The sequence below is a fragment of the Stenotrophomonas pavanii genome (assembly GCF_900101175.1).
In the GTDB taxonomy this organism is placed as follows: domain Bacteria; phylum Pseudomonadota; class Gammaproteobacteria; order Xanthomonadales; family Xanthomonadaceae; genus Stenotrophomonas; species Stenotrophomonas pavanii.
In genome coordinates, this window is sequence record NZ_FNFQ01000003.1 from 252,722 (window position 1) to 270,117 (window position 17,396).

Consider the following 17,396-nt stretch of genomic DNA (forward strand, 5'->3'; position numbering starts at 1 on the left):
TCGTTGGTGTAGCGCCGAGCGCTGCGCAGGATCGGATTGAAAGGTGACGCATCACCGCTTGGGCATGCGCACCAGGCGGGTACCGCTGGCGCGGTCGTGCCAGGTCAGCCGTTCGCGGTCGAGCCACGCCCACCAGAATCCCAGCCCGCCCAGCAGCAGTGACAGCGTGCCAATGGCGAAGCGCCGCCATAGCTGGCCGCGCCGCAACGGCGTGCCATCGCGCGATTGCACTTTCAGCCGCCACGGGCGCATGCCCAGCGTCTGCCCGCCGCGACGCCAGCTGGCAGTGGCGTACCAGCCGGTGATGACCCAGCAGGTCGCCCACAGCAGCCACTGCCAGGCACTGAAGGGCGCGATGTTCTCGCGCTGCGCGTGGCCGCTGAAGGTGTAGGCCAGGGTGAACAACGTGCCGGCCAGCATCCACAGCGCCAGCACCGGCAACGCGTCGTAGACCATTGCCAGCAGGCGCCACGGCAGCAGTGCGCGCGGGCGGGGCAGTTCGCTGGCGGCTGCAGGGGCCGTGTCGGTGGCGGGGCGGGACATGCGCCGAGCATACGCAAAGCTGGCCGTGCCCGCAGTGGCCCTCGTATCCTGCACGCATGGCCCTTGTTTCCACCCCCGCCGAACGCCGCCAGCTGGTCCAGCAACTGCCCGAACTGCGCGCCGACGACAGCGCACGCATCCAGCGCTTCCTCGATGCGATCTGGGCCGAGAATGGCCTGGCCCGCGCCACCCTCGACAGCTACCGCCGCGATCTGGAAGGCCTGGCGCGCTGGATGGATGGACGTGACGGTGGCCTGGCCGGCATCGAGCGCCCGGGGTTGTTCGATTACCTGGCCTGGCGCACCCGCCATGGCTGGTCGCCGCGCAGCAATGCGCGGTTGTTGTCGGCGCTGCGGGCCTTCTTCGCCGATGGCGTGCGCCGTGGCGAACGCAGCGAGGATCCCAGCGCGCTGCTGGATCCGCCCAAGCTGCCACGCTTGCTGCCCAAGGCGCTGGCCGAAAGCCAGATCGATGCGCTGCTGGCGGCGCCTGACATCGACAGCCCGCTGGGGCTGCGCGACCGCGCCATGCTGGAGCTGATGTACGCCGCCGGCCTGCGCGTCAGCGAGCTGGTGCTGCTGCCGGCCACCGCGGTCAACCTGCGCCAGGGCGTGCTGCGGGTCACCGGCAAGGGCAGCAAGGAACGGCTGGTGCCGTTGGGCGAGGAATCGCAGCACTGGCTGGAGCGTTACCTGCAGCAGTCGCGCCCGCAGCTGGTCGGCAAGGGCAAGGTGCAGGCCCTGCCCGATGGGCAGACCCCGTTGTTCATCGAGCCGACCCTGCAGGCGCTGACCCGGCAGGCATTCTGGCACCTGGTCAAGCGCCACGCGCAGGTGGCTGGCATCGACCCGGCACGGATCAGTCCGCATGGGCTGCGGCACAGCTTCGCCACCCATCTGCTCAACCGGGGTGCCGACCTGCGCGCGCTGCAGATGCTGCTCGGGCACAGCTCGCTATCCACCACCCAGATCTACACCCTGGTGGCGCGCGAACACCTGCAGAAGCTGCATGCCCGCCACCATCCACGCGGCTGAGCGCGGGCCTGAATCGCTGCCCGGGCCCGTCCGTGGCAGCGCGGCCCGCTGCCGGCGGCTGTGTCAGAATCCGGGATCTTCTTCTGCTGCGGATCGTTCCATGCTCCGATTTGCCATCGCCGCCGTGTTCGGTGCGCTCAGCCTGACCGCCTGCGCCCAGCCGGCCCCGCCGGCCGCCAAGGCGCCTACCGCTGCGGCCAAGGCCAGCCCGGCCGCGAACGCACCGGCCGACCAGGCGGTCCGTGCCGCGTTGACCGCGCTCAACCCGGGCTTCCAGGTCGACTACATCGGTGCTGCGCCGTTCCCGGGCTTCCGCGAGGTGGTGGTGTCCGGCCAGCTGCTGTACGTGTCCGATGACGGCCGCTACCTGTTCCAGTCGCAGCCTTACGACACCCGTGCCAAGGGCCCGGCCAACAGCGAAGGCCTGCTCGGCTACCGTCGCGGCCTGCTGGCCAAGGCCAACCACGGCGATCGCATCGTGTTCGCCGCGCCGAACGCGAAATACACCATCAGCGTGTTCACCGACATCGAGTGCGGATACTGCCGCAAGCTGCACCAGGACATCGCCGAGCTCAACCGCAACGGCATCACCGTCGAGTATCTCGCGTTCCCGCGCATGGGGCTGGGCAGCAAGGACTACACCGACATGATTTCGGTCTGGTGCGCAGCGGATCGTCGCCAGGCCCTGACCAACGCCAAGCGCGGCGGCAGCGTGCCGGCCAAGAACTGCACCAACCCGGTGGCGATGCAGTACGCGCTTGGCCAGCAGCTGGGCGTGAATGGCACGCCGGCGATCTTCGCGCCGGATGGCACCCAGCTGGGCGGTTACCTGCCGCCGGCACAGCTGCGTGCGGCGCTGGAAAAGCTGTCGGCCAAGCGCTGATCGGCGCTGCAGGCAGGAGGCCGGGGATGCGTGTATCGCATCCCCGGCTTTTTTATTACTTCAGGCCATCACTGACCGCCTTGGTCAGCGTGCCCTGCGCATCGTCACCGCTGAACTCCCAGACGAATGCACCGCCCAGGCCCTGGGTCTTCACGTAACCCATCTTGCGGGTGATGTTGGCCGGGGTGTCGAAGCTCCACAACGTGCTGCCGTTGTAGATCCAGGTGGCGCCGGCGGTGTTGTCGGTGTAGCCCGGCCACGCCAGGTTCTTCAGCACCTTCCAGTCCTCGATGCCGGCCTCGTAGGTACCCGGGGCGGCACCGCTCGCGGTCTGGTACAGGCCGTTGTTGGCATTGGCCACACCGGTCCAGCCACGCCCGTAGTAGCCGATGCCCAGGTTGAGCTTGGCGGCGGGCACGCCACGGCTGATGAAGGCCTCGATGGCGTCGTTGCTGTTGTACAGCTTCTGGTCGCCGGTGGACGGATCATTGGGCGAATCGAACAGCGCCGACTGGTGATTGGTCTTCGCATCCCACGCGCCGTGGAAGTCGTAGGTCATCACGTTGATGTAGTCCAGGTACGGGTGGTACGCGGCCGGATCGGTGACGCGGATCTTGTCGATGCCCGCACCCACCGCCACCGTCAGCAACAGGCCCGGACGCACTGCATCAAGCTGGCGGCGGAACTCGGCCATCAGCGCGGTGAAGTTGGCGTTGTCTTCCGGCTTGCCGCATTCGATGCCGCAGGCCACCGGGTATTCCCAGTCGATGTCGATGCCGTCGAACACGCCCAGCGCGGCACCGGCACCACCGGCACCGTCGGTCACCGGCAGGTTGCCCTTGATGTAGGCGTCGATGCACGAGGCGACGAACGCCTGGCGGTTTTCCGGACGCGCCGCGCTGGAGAAGCCGCGCGACCAGGTCCAGCCACCCAGCGAGATCAGTACCTTCAGGTTCGGATACTTGGCCTTGAGCTGCTTGAGCTGGTTCCAGTTGCCACGCAGCGGCTGGTCCCAGGTATCGGCACTGCCGCTGACGCTCTCGGCGGCACTGAAGGCCTTGGTGTAGTCGGCGAAGGCATCGCCACCGGCACCGCTGTTCGGATCCGACGGCTGGGTGATGCCCACTTCGCAGCGGTTGTTGCGCACGTTGCCGAACGCGTAGTTGATGTGGGTCAGGCGCGCGGCCGAGCCGCTGCTGTCGATGTTCTTGACCCGGTAGTTGCGGCCATAGATGCCCCACTGGGTGAAGTAGCCGATGACCCGCTTGCCGGTGGTGCCGCCGTCACCGGCCAGCGTGGTGGCGCTGATCTCGGTGCCTTGTGCCGAGGCATTGCCGGCGTTGTCGCGGGCACGTACGCGGTAGCGGTAGGTGGTCGATGCAGTCAGCCCGCCATCGACGTAGCTGGCGCTGGACGGCGAACCGACCAGGCTGCCGTTGCGGTACACGTCATAGCCGGCCAGGCCACTGCCGCCGGTGTTGTCGGTGGACGGGCTCCAGCTGAGGGCGATGCTGTTGGCGGTACGGGTGCCGACCGCCAGCCCGCCCGGCACGCTCGGTGCGGTGGTGTCGCCACCGGCGGCGTTGACGGTGATGGTGATCGTCGCGGTGCTGGCGGTGGCGTTGTTGTTGTCGGTGGCGACCGCGCGCAGGGTGTGGCTGCCGGCACTGGCATTGGCCCAGCTGGCCGCATACGGCGCACTGGTGGCCACGCCGAGCGTGCTGCCATCGCGGAAGAACTCGACCTTGGCGACGCTGCCGTCCGGATCACTGGCGGTGGCGGTCACGTTGACCGTGCTGCCGGCACTGAAGGTGGCACCGTTGGCCGGCGAGGTCAGGCTGACCACCGGCGGCTGGTTGACGCCGCCGCCATCGCAGGCGCCGAGGTTGGTGTAGTAGGGCGCACCGGCCGGATGGTCCGGCGGCGCGTTCCAGATGTCCTGGTTCGCCCGATAGAGGACGCCTCCTTTCTGCAGGGTGTCGCCGGCCCGGTAGATCTTGGCCTGGTCCCACTGCGCCACCCCGGCACAGCTGGCGGCCTGCGCCAGGCCGGGCAGGGCGGCGGTACCGGCGGCCAGGGCAAGTAGCCAGGCCAGGTGGCGGGGACGACAGCTTCGGGTCGAACGTTCGGCACTGCGCACAATCGGGTCGTACATGGGTGAGTCTCCGATCAAAGGGCGCGCGGGCCCCGATGGCGCCGCGCGTGACGCAGGTCCGGGCGTCGCCCGGGAAGGCGACGGAGGGGCCGGACGGAGGCACCTGGGAGGCCGGGGAGAGAGTCCGGCACCAGGTGGGGACAACGTTGTCATCAATTGCGTGGTCAATCCGTGAGCAAGCGCATGGTTCGGCGATTTGGGCGGAAAGCGGCGCTGGCGCGCAGTCGGCGGCCATCGGCGGAGCCCCCTCGTGGCTGGGGCTTGCCGCGAACAGCGGATTTCTGGGGATTGGCCGGGCGGGTGGGCTGCGCAGGGGGCGCTGCAAGTACGTCCATGTAAGCTCGGTCGCCGCATCCATGCGGCTCACGCCCCTGCGCAGCCCACCCGCCCGGCCACGGACAGGTTCCTGCGCGGCCAGCCACGAAAGACAGAACAAAAAATCAAAGCAAAAGCCGGTCGCTGCGCTCTTCAATGCCTGATTTCTGACATTTCCTGGTTGCCGGCCAGCGGCCGGCACTACCGGGGAGCATTCACGCATGGCCGCAGATCGCGGAAATCTGTCGGGGGCGGGGTGGTGGGGGCCAGCAGGACCGTTGGCGCCATGGATGGCGCCATCGAGCCCCCATGGATGGGTTTACGGCGTGTCCTGCTGGCCCCCACCACCCCGCCATCCCACGGGAACCCAGCTTTTGCTTGGGCCGTTGCTGCTGCTGTTGCTGTTGCCCTGGCCTCGGCGGGTGCCGGGCGCCGCCCGGCCAAAGCCATCCCCCTGCTTCCGGTACAATGTCGGGCCCGTTTCCCAACTACGGTTCCCCGGACATGATGGTCCTCGAGGGCGCGCCCGCCCTGTCGCCGTTCCGCCGCGAACGTCTTGAATCCCGCCTGCAGTCCATCGCTCCCTCCCTGCGCATCAGCGGTGCCTGGCACGTCTACTTCGTGCAGCCCGAAGGCAGTGCCGCCCCCGACCTGGCCACCCTGTGCCGCATCCTCGAAGCAGCGCCGCAGGGCGAGGCCGTGGCCGACGGCGCGGTCAGCCGCATCGTGGTGCCGCGCCTGGGCACGCTGTCACCGTGGTCGAGCAAGGCCACCGAACTGGTGCGCGGTGCCGGCCAGCCGGTGAGCCGGGTCGAGCGCGGCCTGCGCATCGACGTGCAGGGCTGGCCGGCCGATGCCGCCGCCCAGCAGGCGCTGGCCAAGGCGCTGCACGATCCGATGACGCAGTCGGTGCTGGAAACGGTCGAGCAGGGCCAGGCGCTGTTCTCCGCGCCGGCGCGGGGTGAGCTGGAACGCGTGCCGGTGGACCAGCTGGAGGCCGCCAACCAGCGCCTCGGCCTGGCCATGGCCCAGGACGAGATCGACTACCTGCGTGAACGCTTCACCGCGCTGGGCCGGTCGCCGTCGGACGTGGAACTGATGATGTTCGCGCAGGCCAATTCCGAGCACTGCCGGCACAAGATCTTCAATGCCAGCTGGACCATCGACGGCCAGGAACAGGACCGCTCGCTGTTCCGGATGATCAAGAACACCCACCAGCAGACCCCGCAGCACACGCTCAGCGCGTACAGCGACAACGCTGCGGTGATCGAAGGCCATCCGGCCTCGCGCTACCGTCCCGATCCGGCCAGTGGCGAATACCGCCGCGAGCCGCAGGTACCCAGCGCCTTCCAGATCAAGGTGGAAACGCACAACCATCCGACCGCGATCGCGCCGTTCCCCGGTGCCTCGACCGGTGCCGGTGGCGAGATCCGCGACGAGGGCGCGACCGGCCGTGGCGGCAAGCCGAAGGCGGGCCTGACCGGCTTCTCGGTCTCGCACCTGCGCATCCCCGAGCTGCCGCAGCCGTGGGAAGCGCCGCGCGCGCTGAACCCGCGCATGGCGCCGGCGCTGGAAATCATGACCGACGGCCCGCTCGGCGGCGCCGCGTTCAACAACGAGTTCGGCCGCCCCAACCTGCTCGGCTACTTCCGCAGCTTCGAATTGCCCGAAGGCGCCGATCTGGTGCGCGCGTACGACAAGCCGATCATGCTGGCCGGTGGCCTCGGCGCGATCGACCGCATCCAGGTCGACAAGATCCCGCTGCAGGCCGGTGATGCTGTCATCGTGCTCGGCGGGCCGGCGATGCTGATCGGCCTGGGCGGCGGTGCCGCCAGTTCGGTGGCCTCCGGTGAAAGCGCCGAGGACCTGGACTTCGCCAGCGTGCAGCGCGACAACCCGGAAATGGAACGCCGCTGCCAGGAGGTCATCGACCGCTGCGTGGCGATGGGCGCCAACAACCCGATCAAGTTCTTCCACGACGTCGGCGCCGGTGGCCTGTCCAACGCCATCCCCGAACTGCTGCACGACTCGAACGTCGGTGGTGTCATCGACCTGGGCAAGGTGCCCACCGATGATCCGTCGCTGTCGCCGATGCAGCTGTGGTGCAACGAGTCGCAGGAACGCTACGTGCTGGGCGTGGCCCAGGAACGCCTGGCCGAGTTCGCCGCGCTGTGCGCCCGCGAACGCTGCCCCTTCGCGGCCGTCGGCGTGGCCACCGCTGAAGAGCATCTGGTGGTGGCCTACGGCGCCGAGCCGGGCCACACCCCGGCCGATGCACCGATCGATCTGCCGATGGACGTGCTGTTCGGCAAGCCGCCGAAGATGCATCGCGACACCGCACATCCGCCGGCACCGCGCTGGCCGGCGCTGAAGACCGGCGGCCTGGACCTGCATGAGGCCGGCCTGCGCGTGCTGGCGCACCCGACCGTGGCTTCGAAGAATTTCCTGGTCACCATCGGCGACCGCAGCGTCGGCGGCCTGACCGCGCGCGAACAGATGGTCGGCCCGTGGCAGCTGCCGGTGGCCGATGTGGCGATCACCCTGGCCGACTTCGACGGCGTGGCCGGTGAGGCGATGTCGATCGGCGAGCGCACCCCGCTGGCCCTGCTCGATGCGGCGGCTTCGGCGCGCATGGCGGTGGGCGAAGCGCTGACCAACCTGTGCGCGGCCCCGGTCGATGCGCTGGATGAGATCAAGCTGTCGGCGAACTGGATGGCCGCGGCCGGCCACCCGGGCGAAGACGCGCTGCTGTACGACGCGGTGAAGGCGGTGGGCATGGAACTGTGCCCGCAGCTGGACATCAGCATCCCGGTGGGCAAGGACTCGCTGTCGATGCAGGCGCAGTGGCACGACCAGGGCGAAGCGCACAAGAGCGTGTCGCCGGTGTCGCTGGTGATCTCGGCGTTCGCGCCGGTGGCCGATGTGCGCCAGCAGCTGACCCCGCTGCTCGACCGCGACGTGGAAAGCGAGCTGTGGCTGATCGGCCTGGGGGCCGGCAAGCAGCGCCTGGGCGGTTCGATCCTGGCCCAGGTGCACGCCGACCATGGCGACCTGCCGGCCTTCGCCGGTGCCGCCCCGGACCTGGACGACCCGCAGCGCCTGCGGGGTTTCTTCGAGCTGATCCGCGATGCGCGCCAGGCCGGCCTGCTGCTGGCTTACCACGACCGCAGCGACGGTGGTGCCTTCGCCGCGCTGTGCGAAATGGCCTTCACCTCGCGGATGGGCCTGGACATCACCCTCGATGCGTGGGGCGATGATCCGTTCCGCAGCCTGTTCAATGAGGAACTGGGTGCGGTGGTGCAGATCGCACGCGAAGACCGCGCCGCGTTCGCTGACCTGGTCGAGCGCCATGCACTGACCGAATGCGCACAGCGCATCGCCAAACCGACCACCGCACCGGTGGTGCGTGTGTCGCTGGGCGGTGGCAACCTGGCCGAATGGCGCTGGGAAGCGCTGTTCGACGCCTGGTGGTCGGTCACTCACGCGATGCAGAAGCGCCGCGACAATCCGGCCAATGCCGACGCCGAGCGCGAGGTGGCACGTGCCTTCAGCGCACCGGGCCTGAAGCCGAAGCTCAGCTTTGATCTCAACGAAGATGTCGCAGCACCGTTCATCAGCACCGGTGCGCGTCCACGCGTGGCGGTGCTGCGCGAGCAGGGCGTCAACGGCCAGATTGAAATGGCCAACGCCTTCGAACGTGCCGGCTTCCGTGCCTTCGACGTGCACATGAGCGACCTGATCGAAGGCCGCGTGGCGCTGCAGGAGTTCACCGGCCTGGTCGCCTGTGGTGGCTTCAGCTATGGCGATGTGCTCGGTGCCGGCCGTGGCTGGGCCACCTCGATCCTGGAGCGCAGTGCGTTGCGTGATGCCTTCGCCGCGTTCTTCGCGCGCGAAGACAGCTTCGCGCTGGGCGTGTGCAACGGCTGCCAGATGATGAGCCAGCTCAAGGGCATCATTCCGGGTGCCGAGCACTGGCCGCAGTTCCGCCGCAATGCCAGCGAGCAGTTCGAAGCCCGTACCGCGCTGCTGGAAGTGGTGGAGTCGCCGTCGATCCTGCTGCGTGGCATGGCCGGCTCGCGCCTGCCGGTGGCGGTGGCGCATGGTGAAGGCCAGGCGGTGTTCGACACGGCCGTCGACCAGGCCGCGGCCCGCGTCTCGCTGCGCTACATCGATGGCCATGGCAACGTTGCCAGCCAGTATCCGCTGAATCCGAACGGTTCGCCGGACGGCATCACCGGCCTCACCAGCAGCGACGGTCGCGTCACCATCATGATGCCGCACCCGGAGCGCACCCCGCGCGCGCTCAACCTGAGCTGGGCGCCCGCCGAATGGCAGGGGGATTCGCCGTGGATGCGCATGTTCCGCAATGCACGGGTGTGGTGCGGCTGATCGCATCATCCCGCGCAGGGCGCAATGCCATCGCGTATGGAAAAACCCGCTGCATTGCCAGCGGGTTTTTCTTTGCGCGTGTGAAACTCCAGTCGCGCCCGCTAGTTACATCGATTTTCATGCGCCAGCCGTTCGTCACGTCTGCATAACGAAATCCTTTTATAAACCCGTGAAATAGTGAACTGCTTCACGGCAATAGGATTTGTCGTGTCAAAGTCTTGACGTTCTCCAAAGTTGCCGTTAACACTTGAAGCCCGTTTCAGAATCATTCATTTCGCAGTAACCGCTTGGCGCATGCGCTCGGGTTTCTGTCGCTGCGCGCCGTTCGGCAATACCCGCAGTAAATCACGCGAATAGACGCCCCCAGGGGGGACGTTGGGCCGCACGGCCCGGCGGTGGCGTTGCTTTGCCCAAAACCAGTCCAATCAGGAGCCGTACCGATGAATCGGATTTATCGCAAGGTCTGGAACAAAGCATTGGGTCAGTTGGTCGTGGCCTCGGAACTGGCCTCTTCCGACAGCAGCGGTGGTGTGGTCGACCAGCGCCGCGACACGACGCAGGCAACGCCAGCCGCGCTGGCTGTGGCACTGGGGCTGGTATTGGGATTGGGCATGAGCAGTGCCGCCGTTGCGCAGTCGGTGCAGATCGGCGGCAGCGCTACCTGCGTGGCGTTCAGTGGCAAGCTGCTGGAAAAGTGCCTGGTTGAAGGCACGGCCAGCGCCAAGGGCAGCAACGCGGTGGCGATCGGCGGCAACAGCAGCGCGAGCGCGGCCAACAGCGTGGCGCTGGGCGCCGGTTCCAAGGCCGCGCGCGCCAACACCGTGTCCGTCGGCGATGCCGGCAAGGAACGGCAGATCACCAACGTGGCCGCCGGCACCCAGGCCACCGATGCGGTGAACAAGGCGCAGCTGGATGCGCAGGCGCGCGCCACGCAGGCGGCGCTGGCGGACGTGGCCGCCGATGGCGAGCGCTATTTCAAGGCCGATGGCGCCGGTGATGACAGCGACGCAGCGAAGATCGACGGGCAGGGCGCGGTGGCCGCCGGTGCCGGTGCACAGGCGTTGGCCAACGCCACGACTGCCATCGGCACCCAGGCCATTGCCGCCGGCCTGGGCGCCAGCGCATTCGGCCAGGGCGCCCTGGCCATCGGCGACGCCAGCGTGGTGGTCGGGCAGAGCGCGGCCGCGTTCGGCCTCGGTGACACCGCTGTCGGCGCCAGCGCCTATGCCGCCAGCGAGAACGGCGCGGCTACCGCACTGGGTGCCTTGTCCGAAGCAAGCGCCGACGGCGCCACTGCCGTCGGTGGCGGTGCCGTGGCGATGGGTCCGGGCAGTACCGCTCTGGGCCGTGGCGCCACCGCCGCCAATGAAGCATCGATCGCGGTGGGTGCGTTCAGCACCGCCGTGGGTGAGTACAGCACCGCGCTGGGTTCCAACTCGGCGGCGGTCGCCACCGGCAGCGTGGCGCTGGGTGCCGGCTCGCTGGCCGACCGCGTCGATACGGTGTCCGTCGGTGCGGCCGAGTACGGCCTGACCCGCCAGATCACCAGTGTCGCGGCGGGCACCGAAGACACCGATGCGGTCAATGTCGGCCAGTTGAAGGACGTGGCCGCCGTGGCCGATGCCACCGCCAGGCACTTCCAGGCCACGGGCAGCCGCAACAGCGACGCGGGCGCGCTGGCCGAAGGCGACGAGGCACTGGCGGCCGGCGAGGCGGCCAACGCGATCGGCAACGGCACCACCGCTGTGGGCGCGGGCGCCAATGCCGTCGCACAGAACGCGACCGCGGTGGGCAACAACGCACTGGCCTCAGGTCAGAACAGCGCCGCGTTCGGCAACAACGCGCAGGCGAACGGCCCGGGCAGCGTCGCTGTCGGTGGTGCTGCGGTGGATGCCGATGGCAATCCGCTGATCACCAGTGGTGGCGTGCCGGTCGAAACCGGCGCCACCAGCGCCGGTGTCGGTGGCACCGCGGTGGGCGCCAGTGCCGAAGCCAGCGGCTTTGCGGCGTCGTCCTACGGCGTCGGTGCCTATGCCGCCGGTGCCCAGGCCTCCGCGTTCGGTGCGGTCGCCAATGCCATCGGTGATTACTCCACTGCGCTGGGTACGCAGAGCAACGCCACCGGCACCAGCAGCGTGGCCATCGGTGGCCCGGCCGACCTGATTCCGGGCCTGGGTTTCTTCGTGCAGACCCAGGCCAGCGGCGAAGCGGCGACGGCCGTCGGCGCCGGTGCCATCGCAAGCGGTGACCGCGCGGTGGCCAACGGCAGCCTGACCGAAGCCTCCGGCGCGGAATCCACCGCCGTCGGCTACTTCGCTTACGCCCCGGGTGAGAATGCCAGCGCACTCGGCGCGCAGACCTGGGCCAGCGGCGCACAGAGCACGGCCGTCGGGTACTACGCCACTGCGCGTGGCGCCAACAGCGTCGCGCTTGGCGCGAATTCCGAAGCGGTGCGCGCCAACAGTGTGGCCGTGGGCAGTGCCGGCAACGAACGGCAGATCACCAGCGTGGCCGCGGGCAGCGAAGCCACCGACGCAGTGAACAAGGCGCAGCTGGACGCCGTGGCCAGTACCGCGGACAACACCGCGCGCTTCTTCCAGGCCCAGCCGGAAGCGGGCAGTGATGCCGGTGCGCTCGCCGAGGGCGAAGGCGCGGTGGCGGCCGGTTCGTCGAGCAATGCGATCGGCGCCGGCGCGGTTGCACATGGCGCGGCCGCTTCGGCCATCGGTGACGACGCCGTGGCGGTCGGTCGCAACAGCAACGCCACCGGCAACGGCGGTGTTGCCATCGGTGGCCTCGGCCAGGCCTACGACGAGTACAACCAGCCGATCATCGGTGCCGACGGCACGGCGCAGCAGGTAGGCACCACCGCCGTCGCTAACGCCACCGCAGTGGGCAGCGGCGCACAGGCCACCGGCGCCGCCAGCAGCGCGTTCGGCAATGCGGCCAAGGCCAGCGGGGACAACAGCTTCGCTGCTGGCGGAACGTCGCGTGCAACCGGCGGCTACGCGGTTGCGGTTGGCGACAGTGCCTTCGCCAGCAGCGACGACAGCACCGCCGTCGGTGGCTACAGCTGGGCCACGGCCAGTGGCGCCAGTGCCTTCGGCTCCGGTGCGTGGGCCACGGCCACCAATGCCTCGGCGTTCGGCAATGCGGCGTGGGCCAGTGGCAGCGGCGCAACGTCCATCGGTTACAACAGCTGGGCCAACGGTGCCAGCGCCACGGCGGTCGGCCGGGGCGCCTTCGGGTATGGCGACAACAGCGTGGCGCTGGGCTTCCAGGCGCTCGGCAACAGCGTCAACAGCATCGCCATCGGCACCAACACGGTCGCCGGTGGTGAAAGCGCGATCGCGCTCGGCGCCGGCAGCAACGCCAGTGCCAGCAACGCCGTCGCGCTGGGCGCCGGCTCGGTTGCCAACCGCGCCCGCAGCGTTTCGGTCGGCAGCGCCGGCAACGAGCGCCAGCTGACCAACGTCGCTGCCGGTACCCAGGCCACCGACGCGGTGAACAAGGCACAGCTCGACGCGGTTGCGACCACCGCCACCACCACCAGCCGCTTCTTCCAGGCCAGCGGCAACGGCGACGACGTGGCCGGTGCCCTGGTGGACGGTGACAACGCGCTGGCGGCCGGTGATGCGGCCAATGCCATCGGCAACGGTGCCACCGCGCTCGGCAGCGGTGCCAACGCGCTGGCCACCAACGCGCAGGCACTGGGCTTCAACGCCCTGGCCAGTGCCGCCAACGCCAGCGCAGTCGGCGCCAACGCGCAGGCGACCGGCGAGTACGCCACCGCACAGGGTGCGGAGAGCGAGGCCAGCGGCGAGCAGAGCGCGGCGTTCGGCGCCGCCAGCATCGCCAGCGGCGCCGGCAGCACCGCCAGCGGCGTGCTGTCCGAAGCCTCCGGTGAGGAGGCCGTGGCGGTGGGTTACTTCAGCAACGCCAGTGGCAGCGGCGCCACCGCGGTCGGCAGCGAAAGCGTCGCCAGCGGCACCGCGTCGGCCGCGTTCGGCATCGGTGCCGAAGCGACCGGCGGCTACAGCACCGCCATCGGTGGCTACGCGCAGGCTTCGGCGTTCAACGCCACTGCCTTCGGCAACTTCGCCAATGCCTCCGGTTCCAACAGCGTGGCGCTGGGCGGCGACGCCGAAGCCTCGGGTGCCTACAGCACGGCCACCGGCCAGGGCAGCCTGGCGACCGGCACCAACAGCGTCGCCGTCGGCGGCTCGCTGTTCGGCGTGCTGGCCACCGAAGCATCGGGCAACTACTCCACCGCTGTCGGTGGCGGCGCCTGGTCGGCTGGCATCAACAGCACCGCGCTGGGCAACGCCGCCGAATCGCGCGCGGCCAATAGCGTGGCGCTGGGCGCCGACTCGATCGCCGACCGTGACAACACCGTGTCGGTCGGCGGCGGTGGCAACACCCGCCAGATCACCAATGTGGCCGCTGGCACGCAGGGCACCGATGCGGTCAACAAGAACCAGCTTGATGCCGTCGCCGCCGCAGCGGAAAAGACCAGCAGGCAATTCCAGGCCAGTGGCAACGCCGACGGTGAAACCGGCGCACTGGTCGAGGGCGACAACGCGCTGGCGGCTGGTGATGCGGCCAACGCGATCGGCAACGGTGCCACCGCGCTCGGTAGCGGCGCCAATGCACTGGCGGCCAACGCCACCGCCGTCGGCATCGACGCGCTGGCCACCGGCAACAACGCTGCGGCGCTGGGCAGCACCGCACAGGCCACCGGCGAGGACAGCCTCGCGCTCGGCACCGGCGCCAGCGCCAGCGAGCTGGGGGCCAGTGCCGTGGGTGCGCGGGCCCAGGCCAGCGGTGCGTACAGCACCGCAACCGGCACCGAATCCAATGCCAGCGGCACGCAGGCACTGGCCAGTGGCTTCCGCAGTGCCGCCTCCGCCGATGGCACCACCGCCGTCGGTGGCTATGCCGAAGCCAGCGGTCGCCTCGGCACCGCGCTGGGCTACGGTTCGGCCGCCAGTGGCGCCAACACCACGGCGGTCGGCTTCGGTGCCGCGGCGGCCGGTAGCGGCGCCGTTGCGGTCGGCCAGTCCAGCGAAGCCAGTGGCGCCGAGAGCGTGGCCATCGGTGGCAGCACCTTCTTCGGCCTGATCCCGTCGCGCGCCAGCGGCACCGGCGCGGCGGCCTTCGGTGCCGGCGCCTGGGCGACCGAAGATTACGCCACCGCGATCGGCTGGAATTCGTGGGCGGATGCGGCAGATGCCACGGCACTGGGCGCCAGTGCCACCGCCAGTGGGTTGAACAGCGTGGCGCTGGGCGCCGGCTCCAAGGCCGAGCGCGACAATACTGTGGCCGTGGGCACCGCCGGCGGCGAGCGCCAGGTGACGCACGTGGCGGCGGGCACCGAGGCCACCGACGCGGTGAACAAGGGCCAGCTGGACGCGGTTGCCAGCGTTGCCGACAGGACCGGCCGGCAGTTCCAGGCCAGCGGCAACGCCGATGGCGAAGCCGGAGCACGGGTGGAGGGCGACGATGCGCTCGCCGCTGGCAACGCGGCCAATGCGATTGGCAACGGCGCCACCGCAGTGGGCAGCGGCGCAACGGTGGTCGCGGCCAATGCCACCGCGGTCGGCGTCGACGCGCTGGCCACGGCCGAGCAGGGTGTGGCGATCGGCAGCGGTGCCAGCAGCACCGCAGGCGGTGCCGTCGCGCTGGGTGCACAGAGCAGCAGCGGCGGCGCCGCCAGCATTGCGATCGGCGCGCAGTCGCAGTCGCAGGGCATCGGGGCAACCGCTGTCGGCGGCATGGCCGAGGCCGCCGGCCTGGCGGCCACCGCAGTGGGCTACGGCGCGATCGCCGATGGTCGCGAAACCACGGCAGTCGGCAACTTCGCACAGGCCAGTGGCTGGCGCGCCACGGCGTTGGGTGCAGGCGCCAGCGCCGGCTTCTTCGGCACCGCGATCGGCAGTGCCGCGCAGGCCGCCGACGTGTCCACGGCGGTGGGCCAGGGCACCATCGCGGAGATCGCCGGCGCCGGCTTCGGCGTGCAGGCCAAGGCGGGCGAGTATGGCACCGCTCTGGGCAACAACGCCGCGACCGGATTGAACGGCGTGGCGGTCGGCTTCAATGCACTGGCCGGACAGGATGCCGCCAGCGTCAGCGCTGGCCGGTTCACCACCGCCATCGGCAGCGAGGCGTGGGCCACCGAAGACGGCGCCACCGTGGTCGGCTACAACAGCTACGCGCAGGCCAGCAACGCGACGGTGCTCGGCAGCAACACCTGGACCACCAAGGACGCCGGCAACAGCGTCGCGTTGGGTGCGGGCTCGCTGGCCGACCGCGCCAACACGGTGTCGGTGGGTGCCGCGCAGGAGTGGGTCGATGCTGCCGGAGTCACCCACAGCGCGATCAACCGCCAGCTGACCAATGTCGCGGCCGGTACGCAGGCCACCGATGCGGTGAACAAGGGCCAGCTGGATGCAGTGGCCGCCACCGCCGATGCGGTCGGGCAACGCTTCAAGGCCAACGGTTCGGGTACCGCCAGTGCCACCGGCGCCGATGCCGTGGCCATCGGCGGCAACGCCAACGCCAGTGGCAGCCGCAGCAATGCGCTGGGCAGTGGTGCCACGGCCATCGGCAACGCGGCGCTGGCACTGGGCGCCAACAGCGGCGCCAGCGGCAACAACTCGGTGGCATTGGGTGCCGGTTCGCGTGCGCTGGAGGCCAATGTGGTCTCGGTCGGCGGTGGCAACGGCACCGCCGGTCCGGCCACGCGGCGCATCGTCAACGTGGCCGACGGCCGCATCGCGGCCGGCAGTACCGATGCGGTCACCGGTTCCCAGCTCAATGTCACCAACCAGCGCGTCGGCGCCGTGGAAACCCGGGTCGGTGATTTCGACGCGCGCATCGCCACGGTCGAGACCACGGCGGCCAGTGCGGTCGGCTATGACGATGCCAGCCGTGAGCGCCTGACCCTGTCCGGCATCCAGGGCACCACCATCGACAATGTCGGCGCCGGCAGCATTGCCGCCGGCAGCCGCCAGGCGATCAATGGCGGGCAGTTGTTCCAGTCGCTCAGTGACGCCGCCAGCTTCCTCGGCGGTGGCGCCAGCGTCGGCATGCAAGGCGTGTTCGTGGCACCGAACTATGTGATCCAGGGCGCTACCTACAGCAACGTCGGCGATGCGCTGGGTGCGTTGGACCGCAAGGTGAGCGAGATCGACCGCCGCACCGCCGGTGGCACGCGCGCCGGCACGGCCAGCCTGCGCGCAATGAGTGCGTCGCTGGATGACGGTTCGGCCAACCTGGGGGATGCCGCCGTGGCAGCCGATGCCGCACCGGCCGCGTCGACCGCAGGCAGCGCGCGCGTGCAGGGCACGCCGACCGTGGCCGCAGCGGGCGCCGGGATTCCGGTCGGAACCCCGGCAACCGGCGCCAACGCGGTGGCCATGGGCGAGGGGGCCGTCGCCAGCGGCGCGTCGTCCACGGCCATTGGCCAGGGTGCGAACGCCACGGCCGCAAATGCCGTGGCACTGGGCCAGGGTTCGGTCGCCGACCGTGCCAACACCGTGTCGGTCGGCAGCGAAGGCAACGAACGCCAGGTCACCAACGTCGCCGCCGGCACCACCGCCACCGACGCCGTCAACAAGGGCCAGCTGGATCGTGGCGTGGCCACGGCGAACAGCTACACCGACAGTCGCGTGCAGGCCGTCGCCGACAGCTTCGATGTGTTCAAGGGCGAAATCGATGGACGCCTGCGCCACATGGACCGCCGCATCGACCGCCAGGGTGCGATGAGCGCGGCGATGCTCAACATGGCCACCAGTGCCGCCGGCATCCGCACCCAGAACCGGGTCGGCGTCGGCATCGGTTTCCAGGGCGGCGAATCGGCGTTGTCACTGGGTTACCAGCGCGCGATCAGCGATCGCGCCACGGTCACCTTCGGCGGCGCCTTCAGCAGCGATGACAGCTCGGTCGGCGTGGGCGCCGGCTTCGGCTGGTAAGCCCGTCCATCGCGCCGGCGGCCACCCACGCCGGCGCATCACCTGCAACGAGGGCCTGGGGGGAGGTCACGGCAATCCCGGCTGGGCCGGCCGGGAGTCGTCAA

At 69.8% G+C, this 17,396-nt stretch carries 6 protein-coding genes; 4 read left to right on the forward strand and 2 right to left on the reverse strand.

All coding sequences use genetic code 11. The features are described 5' to 3' along the window. Positions 1-51: 51 nt before the first annotated feature. Positions 52-543, reverse strand: coding sequence for an RDD family protein (locus BLS66_RS07370; RefSeq protein ID WP_049465123.1), 492 nt, complete (start codon positions 541-543; stop codon positions 52-54). A gap of 56 nt (positions 544-599) precedes the next feature. Between BLS66_RS07370 and xerD the strand changes: the two genes are divergently transcribed. Further along, positions 600-1,577: a site-specific tyrosine recombinase XerD gene (gene xerD, locus BLS66_RS07375; protein WP_049465125.1), complete on the forward strand. Its 978-nt coding sequence runs from the start codon at positions 600-602 to the stop codon at positions 1,575-1,577. A 100-nt stretch (positions 1,578-1,677) separates the two neighbouring features. Then, positions 1,678-2,460, forward strand: coding sequence for a thioredoxin fold domain-containing protein (locus BLS66_RS07380; RefSeq protein WP_049465127.1), 783 nt, complete (start codon positions 1,678-1,680; stop codon positions 2,458-2,460). A 55-nt stretch (positions 2,461-2,515) separates the two neighbouring features. Here BLS66_RS07380 and BLS66_RS07385 read toward each other — a convergent pair whose 3' ends face one another. Further along, positions 2,516-4,615 carry a glycosyl hydrolase family 18 protein gene (locus BLS66_RS07385; protein ID WP_049465129.1) on the reverse strand — a complete coding sequence of 700 codons (2,100 nt, stop codon included), beginning with the start codon at positions 4,613-4,615 and terminating at the stop codon, positions 2,516-2,518. A gap of 819 nt (positions 4,616-5,434) precedes the next feature. Here BLS66_RS07385 and purL point away from each other — a divergent pair. Then, positions 5,435-9,319 carry a phosphoribosylformylglycinamidine synthase gene (gene purL, locus BLS66_RS07390; protein ID WP_244152966.1) on the forward strand — a complete coding sequence of 1,295 codons (3,885 nt, stop codon included), beginning with the start codon at positions 5,435-5,437 and terminating at the stop codon, positions 9,317-9,319. A 440-nt stretch (positions 9,320-9,759) separates the two neighbouring features. Further along, positions 9,760-17,292: an ESPR-type extended signal peptide-containing protein gene (locus BLS66_RS07395; RefSeq protein ID WP_074725547.1), complete on the forward strand. Its 7,533-nt coding sequence runs from the start codon at positions 9,760-9,762 to the stop codon at positions 17,290-17,292. Positions 17,293-17,396: the final 104 nt, after the last annotated feature.

Bases quoted from the DNA above. Each gene is read 5' to 3' on its own strand.
- BLS66_RS07385 (WP_049465129.1), bottom strand. From the start codon at position 4,615: ATGTACGACCCGATTGTGCGCAGTGCCGAACGTTCGACCCGAAGCTGT.
- xerD (WP_049465125.1), top strand. From the start codon at position 600: ATGGCCCTTGTTTCCACCCCCGCCGAACGCCGCCAGCTGGTCCAGCAA.
- BLS66_RS07370 (WP_049465123.1), bottom strand. From the start codon at position 543: ATGTCCCGCCCCGCCACCGACACGGCCCCTGCAGCCGCCAGCGAACTG.
- purL (WP_244152966.1), top strand. From the start codon at position 5,435: ATGATGGTCCTCGAGGGCGCGCCCGCCCTGTCGCCGTTCCGCCGCGAA.
- BLS66_RS07380 (WP_049465127.1), top strand. From the start codon at position 1,678: ATGCTCCGATTTGCCATCGCCGCCGTGTTCGGTGCGCTCAGCCTGACC.
- BLS66_RS07395 (WP_074725547.1), top strand. From the start codon at position 9,760: ATGAATCGGATTTATCGCAAGGTCTGGAACAAAGCATTGGGTCAGTTG.